A 24,270-nucleotide genomic window follows, 5' to 3' on the forward strand; every position below is an offset into this window, starting at 1 on the left:
CGTGGTCTTGGTGTTTCAAAATCCGCCGAGCAGCTTGCGCCAGCCGCTGCCGGAGAAAAAGCAGGTGTCACCCCGGACCTGCCTCCGGCACCCCAACATTGCATCACTTCAAACAGACAATCCCGGTCCCGGCCTTCCGCTTCGCTCCAGCCGGGATGACACTTCAGGCAAGCCCCCTAAACCGGCGCGTCCCCCGCCACGGTCGTGCGGTGCATGACCCGCAGGTGGCCGTCATAGCCGCCGTCGGCGAAGTGCACGGTGCAGCGGTTGTCCCACATCAGCAGCATCCCCTGGCGCCACTTGTGGCGGTAGACGAACCGCTCGTCGGTCATGTGCGCATAGAGGAAGCCCAGGATCGCGTGGCTCTCCTGGTAGGTCAGGCCCTCGATGCCGACGGTGTAGGTCGGGCTGACGAACAGCGCCTTGCGGCCGGTGACCGGATGGGTGCGCACCAGCGGGTGGATCTGCGTCTTATCGGCCTCGGCCGAGACGATGATCTCCATCGTCCGCGCCTCGGTCTCCTTGGCGAAGACGCCCTGCGTCCCATAGGCGCGGGTGGCCGAATGCACCGCCCGCAGCGGCGCCAGCAACGCCTTCATCCCGTCCGAGAGCGCCTCATAGGCCCGCGTGCAGTCGGCGAACAGGGTGTCGCCGCCCACCGGCGGGGTGACCTCCGAGCGCAGCAGCGTCGCGGCCGGCGGCTGCTTCTGGAAGCTCCAGTCGGAGTGCCAGCCGGCCCCGAAGTTCCTGGCCTTCTCGTCCGGCTCGCGGCGCAGCTCCAGCACGTTGGGATGGCCGGCCATCGGCTTGATGAACGGGTCGACCCCGAACGGCCCGATCTGCAGGGTGAAGGCCTCCAGCGCCTCCAGGCTCAGCGGCTGGTCGGGAAAGGCCAGCACCGCATGCCGCGCCCAGGCGTCCTTGACCTGGCCCAGCGTCCGCGCGTCCAGCGGCGCAGAGAGGTCGAGCCCGGTGACCTCCGCCCCGAACCCGCTCGGCTGCGGCGTGACGGCGATGGCGTCGGCGAGCATCTGGCCCATGGTCGTTTCCTCCTCTTCGCCACGACCCTACGCCGGCCGACTTGATCCTGGACGCCGAAGATTTGACATCACGCGCCAACGGGCGGTCTGCGCCTTCCGCGCCCGACCGGTCTGCCCTGCGCCGCGGAAACCGGCTAAAGAAGTCGCCCTTCCCAGGTCGACGCTACGTCACGCGCAAACAGCCGTTTGCATCGGCCCCGTAACCTTGTAATCGAACCGCGCCATGACCTCTTTCGCCAATACGCAAGACGACAAGCTGATCGCCCTGGTCCCGGACAGGAAGGTTTCGGTCCGCGAAACCTTCGGCGTCGACGTGGACATGACCGTGCCGGCCTTCTCCGAGCGCGACGCCCACGTGCCGGACATCGACCCGGCCTACAAGTTCGACCCGGAAACCACCAAGGCCATCTGCGCCGGGTTCGCCTACGACCGCCGCGTGATGGTCCAGGGCTATCACGGCACCGGCAAGTCGACCCACATCGAGCAGGTCGCCGCGCGCCTCAACTGGCCGCTGATCCGGGTCAACCTCGACAGCCACGTCTCGCGCATCGACCTGGTCGGCAAGGACGCCATCGTCCTGAAGGACGGCAAGCAGGTCACCGAATTCCGCGAGGGCATCCTGCCCTGGTCGATCCAGCGCCCCGTCGCCCTGGTGTTCGACGAATACGACGCCGGCCGCCCGGACGTGATGTTCGTCATCCAGCGCATCCTGGAGGCCCAGGGCAAGCTGACCCTGCTCGACCAGAATCGCGTCATCCGCCCGAACCCGTTCTTCCGGCTGTTCTCCACGACCAACACCATCGGCCTGGGCGACACCACCGGCCTCTATCACGGCACCCAGCAGATCAATCAGGGCCAGATGGACCGCTGGTCGATCGTCACCACGCTCAACTACCTGGCCCACGACGTCGAGGCCGAGATCGTGCTGGCCAAGGCCCCGCACTACGACAGCCCGGAAGGCAAGCGCACCATCGCCGCGATGGTCCGCGTCGCCGACATGACCCGCAACGCCTTCATGAACGGCGACATCTCGACCGTCATGAGCCCGCGGACCGTGATCACCTGGGCCCAGAACGCCGAGATCTTCGGCGGCGACCTGGCCTTCGCCTTCCGCCTGACCTTCCTGAACAAGTGCGACGAGCTCGAGCGCGGCACCGTGGCCGAGTTCTTCCAGCGCGCCTTCGGCCAGGACCTGCCGGAAAGCACCGCCCGCGTCCGCGTGGCCTAGGACCGGGCCGCGTCCCCGCCGCCCAGCGGCTATGAAGCGGCTGTCATGACATCGGCGGCGCCGAGCCTGGCCTCGGCGCCGAAGATTCACCACCAAGGACACCAAGGACACCAAGGGCTCGGTAAGCGCGGCCCCCTTGGTGTCCTTGGTGTCCTTGGTGGTTGAAATACTGACGTCGCTCACGCGCCGCCTTCCAGAACTGTCTGCAGTCTTCGTCGCGAGCCCACGCCAAGGGGACTGGACGCTCGCCGGTGATCTGCGCATTCTCCGCCCCCATTGCGAACAATAGATTTTCAAGTGGGGAAACATGTCCAGGATCACGCTCGCGGCCGCCGCCGCCGGCCTGCTTTTCAGCGCCTTCAGCGCTCCGGCCTTCGCCCAGGAGCCGGCCGCCGCCGCCCGTAACGACTATTCGAAGACCGACGCCTGGCTCTGCTGGCCCGGTCGCGCCGACGCCTGCGCCATCGACAACACCACCACCGTCATCGCCGCCGACGGCGCCATGACCCAGGAGACCTGGAAGCCCGATCCCGCCGCCGCGGTCGACTGCTTCTACGTCTATCCGACCGTCTCCAACGATCCGGGCGTGTTCTCCGACATGACCCCCGACGCCGAGGAGCGCCGCGTGGTCGAGCAGCAGCTCGCCCGCTTCGGCTCCAAGTGCCGGATCTACGCGCCGATGTACCGGCAGGTGACCCTGACCACCCTGCGCGCGCGCATGGCGCCGGGCGCCACCCCGCCGGCCGGCCCGATGCCGACCACCAACTATGACGACGTCGCCGACGCCTGGAACCACTACCTGACCCACGAGAACAACGGCCGCGGCGTGGTGCTGATCGGCCACTCCCAGGGGGCTGGCCTGCTGACCGAGCTGATCGCCAGGGAGATCGACGGCAAGCCGGCGCAAGCCAGGCTGATCTCGGCCCTGCTGCTCGGGACCAACCTGCCGGTGCTCAAGGGCCAGGACGTCGGAACCTTCAAGTCGATCCCGCTCTGCAGGTCGGCGACCCAGATCGGCTGCGCCGTGGCCTATGTCAGCTTCCGCGAGACCTCGCCGCCCCCGGCCGGCAGCCGCTTCGGCGTCCCGCGCGAGCCGAACCCGGCCATGCAGGCGGCCTGCGTCAACCCGGCCGCCCTCGGCGGCGGCAAGGGCGAGCTGCACGCCTACCTGTCCTCGGGCGCGATGATCGCCGCGGAGGCCGCCGCCCCGCCGGCCTGGACCAAGGACGGCGCCAAGGTCACGACCCCGTTCGTCTCGGTCCCCGGCCTGCTGACCGGCGAGTGCGTTTCCAGGGACGGCTTCGACTATCTCTCGGTCCACATCAACGCCGACCCCAACGATCCGCGCACGGACGACATCGCCGGCGACGTGAAGGTCGGCCCGGTGGTGCTCAAGGACTGGGGCCTGCACCTCATCGACGTGAACCTGGCCATGGGGAACCTGGTCGACCTCGTCGGAACCCAGTCGCAAGCCTACCTGGCCAAGAACTAACCGCCGGTGGAGGGGGCGGCGGCCGGCCTTGAGCCAGCGGCTCCCCCTGCACTGGGCTGGGGTATCGGCTCGTCATGGCCGGGCCGCCAGGTCCCGGCCATCCATGGACGCCGAGGTCCGCCGGCGATCCCAGGCGCATATGAATCCCCGGCACGCCTGCGCGGCCGGGGATGACGAGCGGAGCGGGCGGCGACGCCATATGCGCGCGCCCTCCCCCGCCAAAGCAGGGGAGGATGACCAACGCCGCCCCGCAGCTATCCGCCGGTGATCTTCCGCCCGGCCAGGAGTATGATTTTCCCCCAACGGCTCGTCATGGCCGGGCCGCCAGGTCCCGGCCATCCATAGACGCCGAGGTCCGCCGGCGATCCCAGGCGCATATGGATCCCCGGCACGCCTGCGCGGCCGGGGATGACGATCGCAGGACGTGGGTAACCAACGCCGCCCCGCGGCTATCCGCCGGTGATCTTCCGCCCGGCCAGGAAGCCGAGCACCAGGAACACCACGAAACCGACCAGGAAGACGAAGAACAGGATCTTGGCGATCCCGGCCGCCGCCCCGGCGATGCCGCCAAAGCCCAGGGCGCCGGCGATCAACGCCACCACCGCGAATATCAGAGCCCACTTCAACATCGGGTTCTCCTTAAACCTGCAGAGCCAACGCCCTCCAGGCTCGGCCGTTCCGCTCGCGTCTGCGCGCTCAGCGCCCCGCCTTCTCGCGCACCCGGTCGTGCAGCTCGGCGATCTCCGGCGTCAGCGCCTCGCCGAAGTCCTCCATCTCGAAGAACGGGCGGATCTCGATCTCGCTGGGGCCCGGCATCGGATTGGGGCAGCGCTTCACCCAGGCCACCGCCTCGTCCATGTCCTTGACCTCCCACAGCCAGTAGCCGGCCACGACCTCCTTGGTCTCGGCGAACGGGCCGTCGATGACGACGCGCTTGTCGCCGTCGAACGCCACCCGCTTGCCCTTCGAGGACGGCTGCAATCCGTCGCCGCCCTTCATGATGCCGGCCTCGACCAGCAGTTCGTTGTAGCGGCCCATCGCCTCCAGCAGTTCGCTCGACGGCATCGCGCCGGCTTCGCTGTCGACCGTCGCCTTCACCAGAACCATCACGCGCATCGTCGTCTCCTTGGCTTGGGCCCTCCCGGCCCGTTCGAGCATAGGACGAACGGCGCCTGCGCACACCGACAGGCCCGGCCGCGAAATTTCACCGGTGCGGCCGGCCGCCGGCCCTGTAGTCTCCCGAAGACCCCTCGCCGCGGACGGCGAACGGCCAGGAGGCGCGCGCCATTCCCGACGAACCGATCCTCAACCTCGCCGTGGCCCTGGGCGTCGGGCTGCTGATCGGCGCCGAGCGCGAGCGCCGCAAGCAGGAACGCCCCACCCCCTCGGCGGCGGGGATCCGCACCTTCACGGTCGCGACCCTGGCCGGGGCGGTCGGCCTGCTGGTCGGCGGCGTGGTCCTGCTGTCGATCGTCACGGCCGCGGTCGCCGCCTTCGCCGCGCTCGGATACTGGCGCGACCTGGGCGAGGACGACCCCGGCCTCACCACCGAGCTCGCCCTGGTGCTGGCGGTGCTGGTCGGCGCCCTGGCGATCCCGCAGCCGATGATCGCGGCCGGCGTCGGGGTGGTGGTGGCGATCCTGCTGGCCGCCCGCACGCCGCTGCATCATTTCGTCGGCTCGGTGTTGACGGCCGACGAGGTCCGCAGCGGCCTGCTCCTGGCCGGCGCCACCCTGGTCGTGCTGCCGCTGCTGCCCGACCAGGCCGTCGGGCCGTATCAGGCCCTGAACCTGCGCTCGATCTGGCTGGTGGTCATCCTGCTGCTGGCCATCAGCGCGGCCGGCCACGTGGCCATCCGCACCCTCGGGGTGCGCTTTGGCCTGCCGCTGGCCGGCCTCGCCTCCGGCTTCGTGTCCAGCACCGCCACCATCGGCGCGATGTCGGCCCGCGCGGCCAAGACCCCGGGCGTCCTGGCCGGCGCGGTGGCCGGCGCGGTGCTCTCGACCGTGGCGACGATCGTGCAGATGGCCGTGCTGCTCGCCGCGATCAGCATGCCGACCCTGCAGGCCATGGCCGCGCCATTGGCCTGCGCCGGGCTGGCGGCGGTCGCCTATGGCGCGGTGTTCACGCTCCAGGCGCTGCGCCAGCCGCCGGACGAGGAGCACGCCGACCCCGGCCAGGCCTTCAGCCTGACCACCGCCCTGGTCTTCGCCGGCACGCTGGCGGTCATCCTCGTCGTCTCGGCCGCGCTCAGCGCCCGGTTCGGCGGGGCCGGGGCTGCGGTGGGCGCCGCCGCCGCCGGCCTGGTCGACGCTCACGCCGCGGCGATCTCGATCGCCTCGCTGGCCGCCTCGGGCCACATGGAGCCCGGCGCCGCCGTCCTGCCGATCCTGGCCGGCCTGACCAGCAACACCCTGACCAAGATGGTCTTCGCCTTCTCCGGCGGCCAGCGCGCCTTCGCCTGGCGCGTCGTCCCGGGCCTGGTCCTGGTCGCCGCCGCCGCCTGGCTCGGCGCCCTGCTCCAGGCCAGCTTCGGGCTGTGAGGCCCGGCGGCTCCGCGATCAGGCGCCCGCCCCGAACGCCGATCGTGGGCCGAATGCGGCCTTGCCCTCGCGTCACCTGCGCATTCCCCCTTGGGCGAGGCGAACCGTCGTTCTAAATGACAGCCCATGGCCAAGAACCCGGAAAGCCCTGTCGAGCCCTTCAAGCGCGCCCTGGCCCACGCCGCGCGCTCACTGGCTGAGAAGCCGGACCTGGAAATCGTCTATTCGGGCGAGGGCCCGCAGCTATCGGGCAACCGCGCCGTGCTGCCCCATCCGCCGCGCGACCTGACCCCGGCCGACGCCGCCCGCATCCGCGGCCTGGCCGACCAGATGGCCCTGCGCATCGCCCACCACGACGTCGCCGCCCACGCCAGGGGCCGTCCGGCCTCGGCGCTCGGCGCGCCGGTCTACGACGCGCTCGAACAGGCCCGCATCGAGGCGGTCGGCGCCAATGCGCTGGGCGGCGTGAAGGCCAACCTGCGCGCCGTGCACGAGCACGCCTGGGCCAAGAAGCCGCTCAACCAGCTCGAAGCCCTGGCCAATCCGCCGATGGCCGACGTCGTCGCCCTGCTGGCGCGCGAGCGCATGACCGGCGAGCCGCCGCCCGCCATGGCCCAGCCCCTGGTCGACCTGTTCCGCGCCGAGGTGGAGTCCAAGGCCGGCGCCGACCTCGACCGCCTGGCCCAGGCCGCCGACGACCAGAAGGCCTTCGCCAAGATCGCCCGCACCATCCTGCGCGACCTTTCCATGGGCGACGACCTGTCCGACGCCCCCGACCAGGCCGACGAGGAAGGCGACAGCGAGGACGGCGAGGCCGAGAGCCAGGACGACGGCGACGAGGGCGAAGGCGAGGGCCAGTCCCCGCAGCAGACCGCCATGGACGAGAACGAGGCGACCCATCGCGAGAGCGAGGACGCCGACAGCCAGATGATGCAGGCGGAGGACGATCCGAACGCCGAGGACACCGACGAGCCGCCGGAGATGGGCGAGGGCGAGCAACCCGCCCGCCCCGACCTCAAGGGCGAGGCCAAGCAGGCCACCTACAAGGTGTTCACCACCGCCCACGACGAGATCGTCGCCGCCGAGGAGCTGTGCGACGCCGAGGAGCTGACCCGCCTGCGGGCCTATCTCGACCAGCAGCTCGCCAGCCTCTCCAGCGTCGTCTCGCGCCTGGCCAACAAGCTGCAGCGCAAGCTGATGGCCCAGCAGAACCGCTCCTGGAGCTTCGACCTCGAGGAGGGCCTGCTCGACACCGCGCGCCTGACCCGGGTGATCACCGACCCGACCGCCTCCCTCGCCTTCAAGGAGGAGGAGGACACCGAGTTCCGCGACACCGTCGTCACCATCCTGATCGACAATTCCGGCTCCATGCGCGGGCGCCCGATCATGGTCGCGGCGGTCTGCGCCGACATCCTGGCCCGCACGCTGGAGCGCTGCGGGGTCAAGACCGAGATCCTCGGCTTCACCACCCGGGCCTGGAAGGGCGGCTCCTCGCGCGAGGACTGGCTGAAGGCCGGCAAGCCGCCGCAGCCGGGCCGCCTCAACGACCTGCGCCACATCATCTACAAGGCCGCCGACGCCCCCTGGCGCCGCGCCCGCCGCAACCTCGGCCTGATGATGCGCGAGGGCCTGCTCAAGGAGAACATCGACGGCGAGGCGCTGATGTGGGCGCACCAGCGCCTGATCGGCCGCCCCGAGCAGCGCCGCATCCTGATGGTCATCTCCGACGGGGCCCCGGTCGACGATTCGACCCTGTCGGTGAACTCGGGCCACTACCTGGAGCGCCACCTGCGCGACGTGATCACCGAGATCGAGACCAAGAGCCCGGTGCAGCTCATCGCCATCGGCATCGGCCACGACGTCACCCGCTACTATCGCCGGGCCGTCACCATCGTCGACGTCGAGCAACTGGCCGGGGTCATCGTCGACCAGCTCGCCGAACTGTTCGACGAGGAGGTCCGCAAGGTCACCCGCAAGACCGCCGGCCTCCTGCAACCGCCCCCCAGCACGCAGGGGCCGCAAGGCGGCGCCGCCCGCCGCTCCACCTTCAAGGAAGTCCGGAGAGCCGTGGCGTGATCCACGTCGGAGGCCGCCGCCCGACCTCCCTCCTCCCCCGTTCACGGGGGAGGGGGACCACGCGCAGCGTGATGGAGGGGGACCGCTCGCCCGCCCCCTCCGTCAGCCATGCGGCTCCCAAAGGGCGCGCAATGAGGGTCGCGGCCTCAGCCCTCGCCGCCCTGGCCCTCGCCGCCTGCGCCCAGCAGGCCCCTGCCCTGCCGACCGCGCCGCTGCCGGCCGGCCCCGGCTTCACCATCACCGCCGCCGCGGTCCCGCTGAACCCGGCCGACCCGAGCCAGCAGGTCGTTCGTGATGGCGTGCTGGTCGTTTTCGCCGACGGCAAGCCAGGCGATCCTCCGCCGCCCTCGCAGATGGAGTTCCGCTACGCCGGCGGCCTGGTCCTCTCCTCGGCCGACACCGCCCGCTTCCACGGCCTCTCCGACATGGCCGTGCGCAACGGCGTCGAGCTGACCGCGGTCAGCGACGAGGGCGACCTGGTCAGGGCCAGGCTGGTGCTCGACAGGGCCGGCCGGCTGGTCGGGCTGGAGGATGGCCGCCTCAGCGCCCTGGCCGGCCTCGACGGCCAGCCGCTGCAGGGCAAGCTGGAGGCCGATTCCGAGGGCATGGCCCTGCTGGCGAACGGCGACATGCTGATCAGCTTCGAGCAGCGCCACCGCATCTGGCACTACCCGGCCGACGGCGGCCCGCCGCGCGAGGCGCCGGCCCCCGACGCGAAGTTCCCGCCCAACGGCGGCATGGAGGCGCTCGGCCCCGATCCCGACGCCGGCCCCGACGCCTATCTCGCCGGCGGCGAGGAGAGCGGCCAGACCTGGACCTGCCGCCTCTCGGCCGGCTGCGTCCCCGGCCCGACCATCGCCAAGCCGCCGGAGTTCGGCCTCGTCGCGCTCACCCGCCTGCCCGGCCAGCGCACCGCCTGGCTGCTGCGCGCCTGGGACCCGGTGCGCGGCAACCGCGTGACCCTGACCATCCAAGACGCCCGGGGCGCGGAGGTCGGCCGGCTCGACCTCGCCCGGCCGCTCAGCATCGACAATTTCGAGGCCATCGCCGCGGTCCCGGCCAAGGACGGCGCGGTGCGATTCTACCTGCTCTCGGACGACAACTTCCAAAGCAGCCAGCGCACCCTGCTGCTGGCCTTCGACTGGACGCCGGCCCGCTAGCGACGAAGCGTATCGGCGCCATCGCACCGCCGGCATGACGCCTGCGAGCGCTCGACCGTCAGCTTCCTGCAAGCCCCAGAGCCAAAACCTGCCGCTTGGCGCCCTATCGTCACGCCAAACCGCCCTATCGGCAGGTTCGCCGGACCGATTCTGCGCATTTCGCGCCCAATCGGCAGCTTTGCCGATCGCGGCGCCGAAACGAAAAAGGCCGCCCCGAAGGACGGCCTTTCCGAACGCTTGTAGCTTGAGCGCGCCTCAGGCGGCGGCTTGGCTGGCCAGCTTGGCCTTCAGTTGGCGCTTGATCTTCAAGGCGCGCGGCGAGAGCTGCTCGTCGCGGGCGCCGGCCAGGAACACGTCCAGGCCGCCCTTGAAGTCCAGCGTGCGCAGCGCGGCGTTGCTGATGCGCAGGCGGAACGACTGGCCCAGCGCGTCCGACTGGAGCGTGGCGGGCGACAGGGCCGGCAGGAAGCGGCGCTTCGTCTTGATGTTCGAGTGGCTGACGTTGTGGCCGACCATGGGACCGACACCGGTAAGTTCGCAACGACGCGACATGGCTGTATGACCTACGCGAGAAAGGGATGGGCGGCGGGCGAACCCGCGCCAAGGAGCGGGCGATATAGTCGAAGGCCCTGCACGACGTCAAGGCGGAGCCGGCGATTGGGCGCCCCGACAGGCCAGAAAAACGACTCCGGCGGTTCACGGCCTGCGAACCCGATTGTGGTCCGATGACCTTGAGATACAATAGCTTGTAGGGAACAAAAACTGAATCGGCGCGAGTCGCTGATTCGGTCATGTTTCGTTTCGCCCGCGTTCCCCAGCCCCGACATTCTCCCGAACGCCGTTCGCTGAGCACGCACGAAAAAGCTCCGCGCGCGAGCACGCGGAGCTTCCAGCCGTCTTAGGACAGGACCACCAGCACCACGCGGCGGTTGGCCATGCGGCCTTCGCGGGTGTCGTTGGGGGCGACCGGCTCGTCCTCGCCATAGGCGATGGTGGCGATCCGGTTCAGGGCCACGCCCTGCTTGTTGAGATAGCGGCGAACCGTTTCGGCGCGGGCGGCGGCCAGGCGCAGGTTGCCCTCGCTCGAGCCGGTCGCGTCGGTGTGGCCCTGCACCTCGACATAGACGTTCTTGTTTTCGCTCTTCAGGCGCTCGGCGAAGGCCGACAGCCGCGACTCGGCTTCCGGCGACAGGGTCGCCTTGCCGAGCGGGAACTTCAGCGCGTCGTCCGACATCACCACCGAATACATGAACTTGCCCTCGGCCAGCTTGCCGGCGGCGGTGGCGCGTTCCAGGGCTTCGCGCGAGGTGTTGTCCAGTTCGCCCAGGCGGGTTTCGTGCTGCGCGACCTTGCCGTCGACCACGGCCACCTGTTCGTTGACGTATTTCTTGGTGGCGCAGCCCCCGAGACCCAGGGTCCCCATGGCGATCACGCTCAGCACCACCCCGCGAGTTTTTGTACCGATCATCTTGTTACGACCTCTCCCGTCGCCTCTGTCTTAAGTCTGGACGCTTTCAAAGACCCCTGATGAGCCAAGGGTTTTCCCGCATGGAACGGGCAGACTTCGGCGTCCGTAACGGCCATCGCCGCGCATGGTTGCGCGCGCTTATGGCGACGTTCCGTCGCACCCTGGCCAGGCGGCCAGGGGCCGACCTTGTCCGGGTCTTTCCGGAGTTTGGCCCGAGGGCCGGAGGCGGCGAAGCCCTTGCCGCCCGCGGCCCTAAGTCGTAATGACTGACCAGTCAGTTATTTGTGGTGGGTCACATGCCCCCTGCCGGACAACCCAAGTTCAAGCGACGCAAGGCCGACCGCCCCGACGAGATCGTCGCCGCCGCCATCGAGGTCTTCTCCGAAAAGGGTTTCGCCGCCGCGCGGCTGGACGACATCGCCGCCCGGGCCGGGATCTCCAAGGGCGCGCTCTACCTCTACTTCGCCACCAAGGAGGACATCTTCCGCGCGGTGATCGAACAGGGCGTGGCCCCCAATCTCGGCCTGGTCCAGGCGGCCATCGCCGCCCATGGCCGGTCGTTCCCCGACCTGCTGCGCGCCCTCGCCGCGATCATCTCCAGCCTGGCCGCCGCCTCGCCGGTCGGCGGGATCATCAAGATGGTGATCGGCGAGTCGCGGAACTTCCCCGAACTCGCCCGCGCCTGGCACGACAGCCTCGTGGCTCCCGCGCTCGGGGCGATGACCGCGGCGATCGCCCAGGCCCAGGCCCGCGGCGAGCTGCGCCCCGGCGACCCGCGCCAGTACGCCGTCTCGCTGGTCTCGCCGATGCTGCTGGGCGTGATCTGGCGCGAGACCTTCGTGCCGGTCGGCGCCGAGCCGCTCGACATCCCTTCCCTGGCCCAGCAGCACGTGGAGCTCTGGCTCCGCGGCATGCTGACCCAAGCCGGAGCCGACGCATGAAGCCGCAACGCCTGCTGGTCGTCGCCCTGCTGCTGGTCGCGCTCGCCCTGGTCGCCGCGCTGTGGGCGTTCCCGCGCCTGCACCGCACGCCGGCGCTGTCGGGCTATGTCGAGGGCGAGCCGCTCTACCTGGCCTCGCCCGTCGCCGGCCGCGTCGACCAGATGCTGGTCCAGCGCGGCGACCGAGTCGCCGCCGGCCAGAAGCTGTTCGTGGTCGATCCCTCGCAATTGCAGGGCGCGCGCGACCAGGCCAGCGCCGAGGTCGCGGCCGCCCAGGCCCAGGCCGCCGACGCCCGCAAGGGCCAGCGCCCGGTCGAACTGGCGGTCTTCGACGCCAACCTCGCCGCCGCCGAGGCCGCCGCCCGCGACGCCGCATCGGCCCTGCGCCGCGTCCGCCCGCTGGTGGAGAAGGGCGTCTACGCCAAGGCCCGGCTCGACGACGCCCAGGCCGCCTATGACGCCGCCACGGCCCAGGTCGCCGCCGCACGCAGGCAGCGCCAGGCCGCCGCTCTCGGCGCGCGCGAGGACCAGATCCGCGCCGCCGACAGCCGGGTGGCCCAGGCCGGCGCGGCGCTCACCGCCGCCGACGCCCGGCTCTCCGACGTCGCCCCGCTGGCCCCCGGCGCGGCGCGGGTCGAGGACGTCTTCTTCCAGACCGGCGAGTGGGCCGCCGCCAACCAGCCGATCCTGGCCCTGCTGCCGGACGACCGCATCAAGCTCCGCTTCTTCGTGCCCCAGGCCGACGTCTCGGCCTACAGGGTCGGCTCGCAGGTCAAGTTCGCCTGTGACGGCTGCCCGGCCAGCCTCACCGCCAAGGTCAGCTACATCAGCCCCCGCCCCGAGTTCACCCCGCCGGTGATCTACAGCCGCGAAACCCGCGACCGCATGGTGTTCCTGGTCGAGGCCGTCCCCTCGGCCCGGCTCAATCCCGGCCAGCCGGTCGACGTCCAGCCGCTGGAGCGCGCCAAGTGACCCTGGCCATCGACGTCCGCGGGCTGAACAAGAGCTTCGGCGACAAGCACGTCGTCCAGGACGTCTCCTTGCAGGTCGAAGAGGGCAAGATCTGCGGGTTCCTCGGGCCCAACGGCTCGGGCAAGACCACCACCCTGCGGATGCTCTGCGGCCTGCTCACCCCCGACAGCGGCGAGGGCACGGCGCTCGGCCTCGACATCATCAGTCAGGCCAACCTGATCAAGCGCCGCGCCGGCTACATGACCCAGAAGTTCTCGCTCTACGAGGACCTGACCATCGAGGAGAACCTGCAGTTCTCCGCCCGCATCCACAGCCTCGACCGCCGCCGGCAGCGGGTCGACCAGGCGCTGGAGCGGCTGGGCCTGATCGAGCGCCGCGGCCAGCTCGCCGGCTCGCTGTCCGGCGGCTGGAAGCAGCGCCTGGCGCTGGCCACCGCCACCCTGCACGAGCCCAAGCTGCTGCTGCTCGACGAACCCACCGCCGGCGTCGATCCCAAGGCGCGGCGCACCTTCTGGGACGAGATCCACGCCCTCTCGGCCGAGGGCCTGACCGTGCTGGTCTCCACCCATTACATGGACGAGGCCGAGCGCTGTCATGAGATCGCCTACATCAGCTACGGCCGGCTGATCGCCCGCGGCACGGCCCAGCAGGTGATCGAGGACACCCGCCTGGTCACCTTCAACGGCGAGGGGCCGGGCGTCGACCGGCTGGCGGTCGAGATCGGCAAGCTGCCCGGCGTCGCCATGGCCGCGCCGTTCGGCCAGTCGCTGCACGTCTCGGGAACCGACCGCGCCGCGCTCGAAGCCGCGCTCGCCCCCTACCGTCGCGCGCCGTTCACCTGGACGCAGGTCGAGCCCAGCCTCGAAGACGTCTTCATCCGCCTGATGGAGACGTCGGAGGACAACTTCCGATGACCCCACTTTGCCAAGGCTTCGGAGGGCAGGCCCTCAACCCCAGTTCGTCATGGCCGGGCCGCCAGGTCCCGGCCATCCATAGACTCAGCGCTTTTCCAGCGCACCACGCGCGTATGGATCCCCGGCACGCTGACGCGGCCGAGGATGACGACCCGGTTGGGGCGCCTGCAAGACCTGTCCTGCGAAGCTTCCTCGGGAGTGAAGCAGAATGAACGGCGTCTCGGCGACCCGCGTGCTGGCGGTGATGATCAAGGAGTTCAAGCAGCTCACCCGCGACCGGCTGACCTACGCGATGATGCTGGCCATCCCGGTGGTGCAGTTGCTGCTGTTCGGCTACGCCATCAATTCCGAGCCGCGCCACCTGCCGACCGCCCTGCTGGTGCAGGAGGACAGCGTCTTCGCCCGCTCGATCACCGCGGCCTTGAGGAACAGCGCCTATTTCGACCTCGTCGCCCAGGCGCGCACGCCGGCCGAGCTCGATGCGATGGTCCGCCGCGGCGAGGTGCAGTTCGCGATCACCATCCCCGGCGACTTCACGCGCCGCGTCGCCCGCGGCGACCAGGCCCAGATCCTGGTCGAGGTCGACGCCGCCGACCCCTCGGCCACCGGCCCGGCGGTGGCCGCCCTCGCCGCCCTGCCGCAGCAGGCCCTGGTCAACGACCTGAAGGGCGCGCTGGCGGCCCGCGGCCAGGCCGCCCCGCCGTTCGAGGTCGTCGTCCACCGCCGCTACAACCCCGAGGCGGTCACCGCCTACAACATCGTGCCCGGCCTGCTGGGGATCATCCTCTCGATGACCCTGGTGATGATGACCGCGCTGTCGGTGACCCGCGAGGCCGAGCGCGGCACCATGGAGAGCCTGCTGGCCACGCCGGTCGAGCCGATCGAGGTGATGGCCGGCAAGCTCGCGCCCTACGTCCTGGTCGGCCTGGTCCAGACCGCGATCATCCTGCTGCTGGCCCGCTTCCTGTTCGACGTGCCGATGATGGGCGGCTGGCTCGGCCTTTCGCTGGGGGTGGCCCTGTTCATCGTCGGATCGCTGGCGCTGGGCTTCCTGATGTCGACGATCGCCCGCACCCAGTTGCAGGCCATGCAGATGAGCGTGTTCTACATCCTGCCCTCGATCCTGCTCTCGGGCTTCATGTTCCCGTTCCGCGGCATGCCGGCCTGGGCCCAGGCGATCGGCGAGGTGGTGCCCGTCACCCACTTCCTGCGCGTGGTCCGCGGGGCGCTGCTGAAAGGCCAGGGCATCGAGGACATGTGGCGCGAGCTGCTGGCCCTGACCGCCTTCGTCTGCGTCGTCACCGCCCTGGCCATGGCCCGCTATCGCCGCACCCTGGATTGATCGCCCAGCCCCGGCGCCAGATTAGCGCGATTTAACGGGAGCCTTCGCCCGCCGCGGTGTAACAGCGAAGCCAAGGTTACAGTTACGGGGGGACCCCATGCACAATCGTCGCCAACTCCTGGCGAGCGCCGCCGCCTTCGGCGCCGCCGCCGCCGCGCCCAAACTCGCCTTCGCCGCCGCGCCGAGCGGCGAAGCGGCCAAGATGTACGCCTTCTTCGACAAGGCGATGGCCCAGACCTTCCGCCGCGCGCCGGAGCTGCCCACCGCGCTCGGCATCGACAAGGGCGACCTGGCCTGGACCAAGTCGGAACTGTCCGACTTCTCGCTGACCGCCCTGGCCGAGAACAAGGCCAACACCACCCGCGACCTCAAGGACCTGCGCAGCCTCGACCGCAAGCAGCTCAAGGGCATGGACGCGGTCAACTACGACACCGTCGAGTTCGTGCTGGCGGTGCAGGACGAGGCCAACCGCCGCTTCCAGTACGGCGGCCAGGGCGTGAACTCGCCCTATGTGATCTCGCAGCTCACCGGCGCCTACCAGCAGATGCCGGACTTCCTCGACACCCAGCACCGGATCGAGGCCAAGGACGACGCCGACGCCTATGTGGCGCGGATGGAAGCCTTCGGCCGCCTGCTCGACCAGGAGGCCGACGTGGTCCGCCATGACGTGGCCCTGGGCGTCACCCCGCCGGATTTCGTGCTCGACAAGGCGATCACCCAGCTCAAGGCGTTCCTGGCCTACGAGCCGGACAAGGCCCCGCTGGTCGCCAGCCTCGTGCGCCGGACCCAGGAGAAGAACATCGCCGGCGACTGGGCCGGCCAGGCGCAGGGGCTCTACGGCGAGAAGGTCCGCCCCGCCCTCGCCCGCCAGCTCGCCCTGCTGGAGGAGCTGCGCCCCAAGGCCGTGCACGACGCCGGCTGCTGGCGCCTGCCGGATGGCGATGAGTATTACCGCCTGGGCCTGCGCAACTACACGACCTCGAACATCACCCCCGACGAGGTGCACCAGACCGGCCTCGACCTGGTCCGCAGCCTGGGCGCCGAGGCCGACGCGCTGATGAAGAAGGCCGGCTACAGCCAGGGCCCGGTCGGCGAGCGCTACCGCGCCATGGCGGAGGATCCCAAGCAGGTCTATCCGAACACCGACGCCGGCAAGGAAGAACTGCTGGCCAAGCTCAACGAGCAGGTGAAGATCATCCAGGGCAAGCTGCCGCAATGGTTCGGCCAGTTGCCCAAGGCGCCGCTGGAAATCCGCCGCGTGCCCCCGGCCACCGAGGCCGGCGCCCCGGGCGGTTACTACTTCTCGCCCAGCCTGGATGGCACGCGCCCGGGTATCTACTGGATCAACCTGCGCGACACCGCCGAGGTGCCCGCCTGGACCCTGCCGACCCTGACCTATCACGAGGGTCTTCCCGGCCACCATCTGCAGCTCGCCCTCAACAACGAGGCCGGCGACCTGCCGCTGATCCGCAAGGTGATCGGCTTCTCGGGCTACAGCGAAGGCTGGGCGCTCTACGCCGAGCAACTGGCGGTCGAGATGGGCATGTACGACAACGACGTGCTCGGCCACATCGGCATGCTCCACGACGCCATGTTCCGCGCCGTCCGCCTGGTGGTCGACTCGGGCATGCACCACAAGCGCTGGAGCCGCGAGAAGGCGGTGAAGTACTTCGTCGACAACATCGGCGACGCCGAGGCCAGCGCCATCACCGAGGTCGAGCGCTATTGCGTGTGGCCCGGCCAGGCCTGCAGCTACATGGTCGGCAAGATCACCTGGATGAACGCCCGCGAGCGGGCCAGGAAGGCCCTGGGCCGCAAGTTCGACATCCGCAAGTTCCACGACGCGGGCCTGCTCTCGGGCGGAACCCCGCTGACGGTCCTGGACCAGGTCATCGACAACTACATCGCCTCGGCGAAGTAGGGCCCCAAGCGCCGGCGGCGGCTCCTGCCGCCGCCGGACTGGCCATGGGTACCAATTCTTGGTATTGTCTTCGCATGGGTAAGAACACGTCCATCAGCCTTGGCGAGCACTTCTCGGCGTTCATCGAGACGGAAGTCGCAAAGGGGCGCTACGCCTCCGCCAGCGAGGTCGTGCGCGCCAGCCTGCGCCTTCTGGAGGAACGCGAGGCGCAGCTTGAAGCTCTGCGCCTTGCCCTGATCGAGGGCGAGGAGAGCGGCCCTTCGACTCCCTTCGATTTCGACGCATTCATCGCCGCCAAGCGCGCCTAGACCCGTCCATGCTCCCGTATGTCCTTTCGCCCAAGGCGAAGGCCGACCTCAGCGAGATCTGGGACTACAGCGCCGATCGCTGGGGCGCCGAGCGCGCCACGGACTACGTTCTGGACATCCGACGCGCGATCGAGCGAGCGGCAGCCCACCCGCTCCACGGCCGTGCGTGCGACGAGGTTCGAGCCGGTTACTTCAAGGTCTCCGTCGGCTCACATATCGTATTCTATCGGCTCGTCGACGAGATGCTCGATGTGGTCCGGGTGCTTCACCAGCGGATGGACATCGGCCGGCATCTTTAGCCCCGCTTGCCGCGCGGTGATTCCCGCCCCACCTTCGGTTCATGAGCGCGCGTCTGTCGGACTTCGGCCCGCCCAGGTTGGTGGCGGTGCTCGGGCCGACCAATACCGGCAAGACCCACCTGGCCGTCGAGCGGATGCTGGGCCATGCCAGCGGCATGATCGGCCTGCCGCTGCGGCTGCTGGCGCGCGAGATCTATGACCGGATCGTCAAGCTGCGCGGCCCCTCCTGCGTGGCGCTGATCACCGGCGAGGAGAAGATCGTCCCGGCCCGGGCGCAGTACTTCGTCTGCACGGTCGAGGCGATGCCGCTGAGCCGCCAGGTCGAGTTCCTGGCCGTCGACGAGATCCAGCTCTGCGCCGACCCCGAGCGCGGCCACATCTTCACCCATCGGCTGCTGCACGCCCGCGGCCGGTTCGAGACCATGTTCATGGGCGCCGGGACCATGGCGCCGCTGATCCGCCGGCTGCTGCCCGACGCCGAGATCGTCACCCGCGAGCGGTTCTCGCGCCTGACCTATTCCGGCCCCAAGAAGCTCACCCGCCTGCCGCGCCGCTCGGCCGTGGTCGCGTTCTCGGCCGACCAGGTCTACGCCATCGCCGAGCTGATCCGCCGCCAGCGCGGCGGGGCGGCGGTGGTCATGGGCTCCTTGAGCCCGCGCACCCGCAACGCCCAGGTCGCGCTCTACCAGTCCGGCGAGGTCGACTTCCTGGTCGCCACCGACGCCATCGGCATGGGCCTCAACATGGACGTCGACCATGTGGCCTTCGCCGGCCTGCGCAAGTTCGACGGCAAGCGCACGCGGTTCCTGCATCCCCCGGAGGTCGGCCAGATCGCCGGCCGCGCCGGGCGCTTCACCCGCGACGGGACCTTCGGCGTCACCGGCGAGTGCGAGGACATGGACGCCGACCTGATCGAGGCGGTCGAGCAGCACCACTTCGAGGCCGTCACCGCCGCCGAGTGGCGCAACGCCGCCCTCGATTTCAGCTCCCTGAAGGCGCTGACCCACTCGCTGGCCGCGCCGCCCGCCCAGCCGGGCCTGAAGCTGTCGGCCGAGGCGCTGGACGAGAAGACCCTGCGCGCCCTGGCCGACGAGCCGGAGGTGATCGACCGCACCCTGCGCGACCGCTCGGCCATGACCCGGCTGTGGGACGTCTGCCAGACGCCCGATTTCCGCAAGACCTCCGGCGAGGAGCACATCCGCCTGGTGCGCGAGTTCTTCGGCTGGCTAACCAGTCGCGACCGCAAGGTGCCCGAGGACTGGATCGCCGGGCAGTACAGGCATCTGGACCGCACCGACGGCGAGATCGACACCCTGGCGGCGCGGCTGGCCAGCGTCCGCACCCTGGCCTATGTCGCCAACCGCCCCGACTGGCTGGCCGATCCCGGCGGCTGGCAGGGCCAGACGCGGCTGCTGGAGGACCGGCTCTCCGACACCCTGCACGAGAAGCTGATGGCGCGGTTCGTCGACCGCCGCACCAGCGCCCTGATGCGCGCCCTGCACGTGCGCGGCGACCTGCTGGCCGGGGTCGCGGCCGACGGCGCGGTCACGGTCGAGGGGCAGTATGTCGGCAAGCTGAGCGGCGTGGCCTTCGCGCCGGCCCAGGGCTCGTCCGTGATCGAGGAGAAGGCCCTGCGCGCCGCCGCCGTCGCCGCCGTCGGGCCGGAGATCGCCAAGCGGCTGGGCCGGCTGGCGGCCGAGCCGGACGAGGCCTTCTCCTTCACCCCGGACGGCGTCGTGCTCTGGCGCGGCGAGGCGACGGCCGCCTTCTCCGGCGGCGCCCCGTTCACGCCCCGCGTGCGGCTCTATGGCGAGCTCGGCCCGGCCCAGGCCCGCGAGCGCGCGGCGCGGCGGCTGGAAGCGTTCCTGGCCGCCGAGGCCGCCCGCCGGCTGGCGCCGCTGCGCCGGCTGGAGAGCGCCGTCTCGACCGGCAAGGTCAAGGGCCTGGCCCGCGGGGTCGCCTACCGGCTGATCGAGGCCGGCGGCGTGCTCGACCGCGAGCTGGTACGGGCCGAGGCCAAGGCGCTGAGCCAGGTCGAGCGCCGCACGCTGAAGTCCCTGGGCGTGCGCCTGGGCGCCTTCAGCCTCTACCTGCCGGCGCTGCTGAGGCCCGCCTCGCTCGCCTTCGCTCAGGGCTTCGTCCCGCGCGAAGGCCGGGTGAGCGTGGGCCGCCTGAACGGCCCGCCGCCCTCGCCCCAGGCGCTGGCCGCCTTCGGCCTGCGGGCCGTCGGCCGCCACGCCGTCCCGGTCGAGACGCTGGAGCGGCTCGACGCCCTGCTGCGCGCCGCGCCCAAGGCGGGGCTGCTCTCCGACCAGGCCCGCGAGGAACTGGGCTGGAGCGAGGCCGACGCCCGCGAGATCATGCGCGCCCTGGGCTTTGCCCCCACCACCAGGCCCAAGGAGGGCGCGCCCCTGGTCTGGCGCCGCCGCGGCGAGAAGCCCCGCCCCGAGGCCAAGGCCCCGCCGCCGGTCGACTCGCCCTTCGCCGCCCTGGCCGCGCTGAAGGACCAGCCGCCGCCTGCCCGTCGCCCGCGCCGGCGGCGCAAGCCCAAGGCGGCGCGGAGCCAGGCGTCGTGAGCGAGGACGCCTGCCGGGCGGACGTGTGGCTGTGGCGCGCGCGGTTCTTCAAGACCCGCTCCCTGGCCGCCAAGTTCCTCGACGACGGCAAGGTGCGCCTGACCCGCGCCGGGGCCGAGACCCGCATCGACAAGTGCGCGCGGCCGGTGAAGATCGGCGACCGCCTGGTGTTCGCGCTCGGCGGCCGCCTGATCGCCGTCGAGGTGGCCGCTCTGGGGGAGCGCCGCGGCCCGGCCGAAGAAGCCCGCACGCTGTACGCCCCGATGGACGCCGGCTAGCCCGCGCCGTACATGGACGCCATGGCCTGGACCCGACGTTACGACGATCCCGAACCCCAGCGCGTCAACAAGTGGCTCGCCCAGAGCGGCGTCTGCTCGCGGCGCGAGGCCGAGGGCCTGATCGCCCAGGGGCTGGTGTTCATCGACGGTGAGCGGGTGGACGACGCCGGCCGCAAGATCCTGCCCGGCCAGACCCTGGTGCTGAACGACAGCGCCCAGGAAAAGCTGAGCTCCAGCCTGTCGATCGTGCTGCACAAGCCGATGGGCGTCGTCTCGTCGCTGCCGCAGGACGACCAGGTCGAGGCCGTCACCCTGCTGACCCGCCAGGCGCTGTGGGGCGAGGCCCAGGCGACCATCCCCACCGCCGCCCACAACCTGGCCCCGCTCGGCCGGCTGGACCGCGAGTCGCGCGGCCTGCTGGTGCTGTCCGAGGACGGCGTGCTGGCCAAGGCCCTGATCGGGCCGGAATCCGAGATGGACAAGGAGTACAACGTGCTCCTGACCGGGGTGATCACGCCCCAGAAGATCGCCCTGCTGCGCCACGGCCTGGAGCTGGACGGCCGCAAGCTGCGCCCGGCCAAGGTCACCCAGTTGACCGAGCAGAAGCTCAACATCGTCCTGAAGGAAGGCCGCAACCGCCAGATCCGCCGCATGGCCGAGCTGGTCGAACTGCGCGTCGTCGACCTGATGCGCGTCCGCGTCGGGCCGCTGAAGCTCGGCGACCTGCCGGAAGGCAAGTGGCGGCCGCTGAGCGCCGACGAGCGCGCCGCCCTGATCGCGGCGTCGAAAGGCTAGGGACGATTGCCCGCGGGCGGCGCCCGGCCTAGCGTGGCCGTATGCAACGCCTGGTCACGCTGTCCGCCCTTCTGCTCGCCACCGCCGCCCACGCCGCCCCCAGGCAGGAGACGCTGAACGTCGCCGGGCTGGCCCAGCCGGCGGAGATCCGCATCGACCGCTGGGGCATCGCCCACATCTATGCGGCCGACACCCGCGACGCCTTCTTCCTGCAGGGCTACAACGTCGCCCGCGACCGGCTCTGGCAGGTCGACCTGTGGCGTAAGCGCGGGCTGGGCCTGCTGGCCCGGGACTTCGGCCCCGACTATGTCGCCCAGGATCGGGCCGCGCGGCTCTTCCTCTATCGCGGCGACATGGACCGCGAGTGGAACGCCTACGGCGCCGGCGCCAGGGACAACACCGAGGCCTTCGTCGCCGGCCTCAACGCCTATGTCGACGAGATCGCCGCCGGCAAACGGCCGCTGCCGCGGGAGTTCCAGCTCGCAGGCACGACGCCCGACCGCTGGAGCGCCGACGACGTGGTCCGCATCCGCAGCCACGGCCTGACCCGCAATGTCCCCAACGAGGTCGGCCGCGCCCGGATCGCCTGCGCCGCCGGGATCGAAGCGGCCAGGCTCTACAAGAACATCGAGCCGAAGTGGGAGACCAAGGTCCCCGAGGGCCTCGATCCCTGCGACGTCACCGAGGCGGTGCTGGGCGACTACGAACTTGCCACGCGCGGCGTGCGGTTCACCGGCTCGCAGGCCAGGCTCGCCATGCTGGAGATCCCGCCCGAGGCGATCGGCTCGAACAACTGGACCGTGGCCGGCGAGCGCACCGCCAGCGGCCGGCCGATCCTGGCGAACGACCCGCACCGCGAGCACAGCACCCCGTCGCTGCGCTACATCGTGCACATGGAGGCGCCCGGCTTCTCGGTGATCGGGGCGGGCGAGCCGGCCCTGCCCGGCGTCTCGATCGGCCACAACGGCACGGTCGCCTTCGGCCTGACCATCTTCCCGGCCGACCAGGAAGACCTCTATGTCTACGAGACCGACCCGCAGGCCCCGGGCCGCTACCGCTACGCCGGCGGCTGGGCCGAGATGACCACGCTCACCGAGACCATCGAGGTCAAGGGCGAGGCGGCGCGCAAGGTCGAGCTTCGCTTCACCCGCCACGGCCCGGTGGTCTACGCCGACGCCGCCAAGGCCCGCGCCTTCGCGGTGCGCAGCGTCTGGGCCGAGCCCGGCACGTCGGCCTATTTCGGCTCCATGGGCTACATGACCGCCAAGGACTGGCCGAGATTCAAGGACGCGCTCTCCGACTGGGGCGCGCCGTCCGAGAACCAGGTCTTCGCCGACACCCGGGGCGACATCGGCTGGGTCGCGGCCGGCAAGGTCCCCAAGCGCCCCAACTGGGACGGCCTGCTGCCGATCCCCGGCGACGGCCGCTACGAATGGGCCGGCTTCCTGAAGCTCGAGGAGCTGCCCAGCACCCACAACCCGGCCTCCGGCTGGTTCGCCTCGGCCAACCAGCTCAACCTGCCGGCCGACTATCCCTATGCCGAGCGTAAGGTCGGGTTCGAATGGTCGAACGCCGCGCGCATGCAGCGGATCGAGGAGGTCCTGGGCGCCAAGGACAAGCTGACCCTGGCCGACGCCATGGCCTTGCAGACCGACCCCACCGACGTCACCGCCCGCCGCATGAACGCCCTGCTGGCCGGGGTGAGGACCAACGACGCCAAGCTCGCCGGCGCCATCGCCCTGCTGGCCGGCTGGGACCAGAAGACCAGCGCCGATAGCGCCGCCGCCGCGCTCTACGAGGTCTGGACCACCAAGCACCTGGGCAAGGCGAGCGTTGCCCGCGCCGTGCCCCAGGCGGCCCGCGCGGCCGTGGGCAATGGCGACTTCGCCGCGGTCATGGCGTTGCTGGAGGCGCCCGACGCCAGCCTCGGCGTCGATCCGGCCGGCGCGCGCGACGCCATCCTCGCCGAGAGCCTGCTGGCCGCCTATGACGAAGTCGCCGGCCAGCTCGGCCCCGATCCCAAGGCGTGGGCCTGGGGCAAGCTGCACCAGGCGCGGTTCGACCACGCCCTGACCCCGCTGCTGCCCGCCGCGGACCGCGACGCCTGGTCGAGCGGGACCGCCCCGATGGCCGGGACGGCGCTCTCGCCGCTGGCCGCGACCTGGCGGGCGAACGACTACCGCGTCACCGCCGGCGCCTCGTTCCGCATGGTCCTGGACGTCGGCGCCTGGGACAACAGCGTGGCGATCAACACGCCCGGCCAGTCGGGCGATCCGGCCAGCCCGCACTTCCGCGACCTGTTCCCGATCTGGGCCAGGGGCGACTATGTGCCGCTGAGCTATTCGCGCGCGGCGGTCGAGGCGGCGACGGAAACGGTGCTGAAACTGAAGCCGTCCGGCGGGGACTAACACCCCTTCCAGATAAGTTGCGGCCCACGGCCATTGACTTTGGGCGCCCGGAGCCGGAAAAACCGCCGCCCGAAGCGTGCCGCCGGAGTTGTACCTCGCGATGACCTACATCGTCATGGATCCTTGCATCAAATGTAAGTTCATGGACTGCGTCGAGGTGTGTCCGGTCGACTGCTTCTATGAGGGCGAGAACTTCCTGGTCATCAATCCGGACGAGTGCATCGACTGCGGCGTCTGCGAGCCGGAATGCCCGGTGGACGCCATCAAGCCGGACACCGAGGACGACCCGGATTCCAAGTGGTTGAAGATCAACACCGACTACGCCAAGGTCTGGCCGAACATCACGGTGAAGGGCGAACCGCCCGCCGACCGCGAGGAGTTCGAGCGCGAGACCGGCAAGTTCGAAAAGTACTTCAGCGAAAAGCCCGGCCGCGGCTCCTGAGGCCGCCCCAGGGGGCAAGCCTTTCTTTCGGCTGATTTTTATGTTACCTTCCGCGCTGATGTGACGGT

The 24,270-nt window shown here is 70.6% G+C and carries 22 protein-coding genes; 17 read left to right on the forward strand and 5 right to left on the reverse strand.

Annotated features, from left to right (window positions below; translation table 11 throughout):
- Positions 1–176 precede the first annotated feature (176 nt).
- Entirely contained in the window at positions 177–1,040 is an 864-nt protein-coding gene (locus RTL41_RS09085; RefSeq protein WP_312163518.1) for a TauD/TfdA family dioxygenase, read from the reverse strand.
- Between the two features lie 223 nt (positions 1,041–1,263).
- Here RTL41_RS09085 and cobS point away from each other — a divergent pair, with 223 nt between their 5' ends.
- On the forward strand, positions 1,264–2,268 hold the full coding sequence (gene cobS, locus RTL41_RS09090; protein WP_312163520.1) for a cobaltochelatase subunit CobS: 1,005 nt from the start codon (positions 1,264–1,266) through the stop codon (positions 2,266–2,268).
- Positions 2,269–2,575: 307 nt separating this feature from the next.
- Entirely contained in the window at positions 2,576–3,760 is a 1,185-nt protein-coding gene (locus RTL41_RS09095; protein ID WP_312163522.1) for a DUF3089 domain-containing protein, read from the forward strand.
- Positions 3,761–4,209: 449 nt separating this feature from the next.
- Here the strand turns inward: RTL41_RS09095 and RTL41_RS09100 are convergent, their stop codons facing one another.
- Both RTL41_RS09100 and RTL41_RS09105 read right to left on the reverse strand, forming a co-directional pair.
- A complete protein-coding gene (locus RTL41_RS09100) occupies positions 4,210–4,389 on the reverse strand; it encodes a DUF1328 family protein (protein ID WP_312163524.1) in 180 nt (59 codons plus the stop codon).
- 67 nt (positions 4,390–4,456) lie between these two features.
- Entirely contained in the window at positions 4,457–4,876 is a 420-nt protein-coding gene (locus RTL41_RS09105) for a YciI family protein (RefSeq protein WP_312163526.1), read from the reverse strand.
- 200 nt (positions 4,877–5,076) lie between these two features.
- On the opposite strand from RTL41_RS09105, the gene RTL41_RS09110 reads away from it, so the two are divergent.
- The 3 genes from RTL41_RS09110 to RTL41_RS09120 all read left to right on the forward strand — a co-directional run bounded on the left by RTL41_RS09110 (position 5,077) and on the right by RTL41_RS09120 (position 9,539).
- Positions 5,077–6,303: a DUF4010 domain-containing protein gene (locus RTL41_RS09110; protein ID WP_312163528.1), complete on the forward strand. Its 1,227-nt coding sequence runs from the start codon at positions 5,077–5,079 to the stop codon at positions 6,301–6,303.
- A gap of 126 nt (positions 6,304–6,429) precedes the next feature.
- A complete protein-coding gene (gene cobT / locus RTL41_RS09115; RefSeq protein WP_312163529.1) occupies positions 6,430–8,379 on the forward strand; it encodes a cobaltochelatase subunit CobT in 1,950 nt (649 codons plus the stop codon).
- Positions 8,380–8,510: 131 nt separating this feature from the next.
- Positions 8,511–9,539, forward strand: a complete 1,029-nt coding sequence (locus RTL41_RS09120) for an esterase-like activity of phytase family protein (protein WP_312163531.1) — start codon at positions 8,511–8,513, stop codon at positions 9,537–9,539.
- Positions 9,540–9,794: 255 nt separating this feature from the next.
- Here the strand turns inward: RTL41_RS09120 and rpmB are convergent, their stop codons facing one another.
- Positions 9,795–10,091: a 50S ribosomal protein L28 gene (gene rpmB / locus RTL41_RS09125; RefSeq protein WP_312163533.1), complete on the reverse strand. Its 297-nt coding sequence runs from the start codon at positions 10,089–10,091 to the stop codon at positions 9,795–9,797.
- A 346-nt stretch (positions 10,092–10,437) separates the two neighbouring features.
- A complete protein-coding gene (locus tag RTL41_RS09130; protein ID WP_312163535.1) occupies positions 10,438–11,007 on the reverse strand; it encodes an OmpA family protein in 570 nt (189 codons plus the stop codon).
- A gap of 296 nt (positions 11,008–11,303) precedes the next feature.
- Here RTL41_RS09130 and RTL41_RS09135 point away from each other — a divergent pair, with 296 nt between their 5' ends.
- The 12 genes from RTL41_RS09135 to fdxA all read left to right on the forward strand — a co-directional run bounded on the left by RTL41_RS09135 (position 11,304) and on the right by fdxA (position 24,202).
- Positions 11,304–11,948, forward strand: a complete 645-nt coding sequence (locus RTL41_RS09135; protein WP_312163537.1) for a TetR/AcrR family transcriptional regulator — start codon at positions 11,304–11,306, stop codon at positions 11,946–11,948.
- Entirely contained in the window at positions 11,945–12,919 is a 975-nt protein-coding gene (locus tag RTL41_RS09140) for an HlyD family efflux transporter periplasmic adaptor subunit (RefSeq protein WP_312163539.1), read from the forward strand. The genes RTL41_RS09135 and RTL41_RS09140 overlap by 4 nt, the downstream gene beginning before the upstream one ends.
- The gene (locus tag RTL41_RS09145) at positions 12,916–13,833 is read left to right on the forward strand and encodes an ABC transporter ATP-binding protein (RefSeq protein WP_312163541.1); all 918 of its coding nucleotides are present in this window, start codon (positions 12,916–12,918) and stop codon (positions 13,831–13,833) included. The genes RTL41_RS09140 and RTL41_RS09145 overlap by 4 nt, the downstream gene beginning before the upstream one ends.
- Positions 13,834–14,041: 208 nt before the next feature.
- Positions 14,042–15,175: an ABC transporter permease gene (locus tag RTL41_RS09150; RefSeq protein ID WP_312163543.1), complete on the forward strand. Its 1,134-nt coding sequence runs from the start codon at positions 14,042–14,044 to the stop codon at positions 15,173–15,175.
- 97 nt (positions 15,176–15,272) lie between these two features.
- A complete protein-coding gene (locus RTL41_RS09155; protein ID WP_312163545.1) occupies positions 15,273–17,096 on the forward strand; it encodes a DUF885 family protein in 1,824 nt (607 codons plus the stop codon).
- Between the two features lie 74 nt (positions 17,097–17,170).
- Positions 17,171–17,404 carry a type II toxin-antitoxin system ParD family antitoxin gene (locus RTL41_RS09160; protein ID WP_312163548.1) on the forward strand — a complete coding sequence of 78 codons (234 nt, stop codon included), beginning with the start codon at positions 17,171–17,173 and terminating at the stop codon, positions 17,402–17,404.
- Positions 17,405–17,412: 8 nt separating this feature from the next.
- Positions 17,413–17,703, forward strand: coding sequence for a type II toxin-antitoxin system RelE/ParE family toxin (locus RTL41_RS09165; RefSeq protein WP_312163551.1), 291 nt, complete (start codon positions 17,413–17,415; stop codon positions 17,701–17,703).
- Positions 17,704–17,744: 41 nt separating this feature from the next.
- The gene (locus tag RTL41_RS09170; RefSeq protein WP_312163554.1) at positions 17,745–20,279 is read left to right on the forward strand and encodes a helicase-related protein; all 2,535 of its coding nucleotides are present in this window, start codon (positions 17,745–17,747) and stop codon (positions 20,277–20,279) included.
- On the forward strand, positions 20,276–20,557 hold the full coding sequence (locus RTL41_RS09175; RefSeq protein ID WP_312163556.1) for an RNA-binding S4 domain-containing protein: 282 nt from the start codon (positions 20,276–20,278) through the stop codon (positions 20,555–20,557). Before RTL41_RS09170 ends, RTL41_RS09175 begins: the two co-directional genes overlap by 4 nt.
- Positions 20,558–20,578: 21 nt before the next feature.
- Complete coding sequence (locus tag RTL41_RS09180) at positions 20,579–21,352, forward strand: pseudouridine synthase (protein WP_312163557.1); 774 nt, start codon at positions 20,579–20,581, stop codon at positions 21,350–21,352.
- A gap of 41 nt (positions 21,353–21,393) precedes the next feature.
- On the forward strand, positions 21,394–23,760 hold the full coding sequence (locus tag RTL41_RS09185) for a penicillin acylase family protein (RefSeq protein WP_312163559.1): 2,367 nt from the start codon (positions 21,394–21,396) through the stop codon (positions 23,758–23,760).
- Positions 23,761–23,860: 100 nt separating this feature from the next.
- Positions 23,861–24,202 carry a ferredoxin FdxA gene (gene fdxA / locus RTL41_RS09190; protein ID WP_267232334.1) on the forward strand — a complete coding sequence of 114 codons (342 nt, stop codon included), beginning with the start codon at positions 23,861–23,863 and terminating at the stop codon, positions 24,200–24,202.
- Positions 24,203–24,270: the final 68 nt, after the last annotated feature.

The sequence above is a fragment of the Phenylobacterium sp. genome, from assembly GCF_031984885.1.
Classification (GTDB): Bacteria; Pseudomonadota; Alphaproteobacteria; order Caulobacterales; family Caulobacteraceae; genus Phenylobacterium.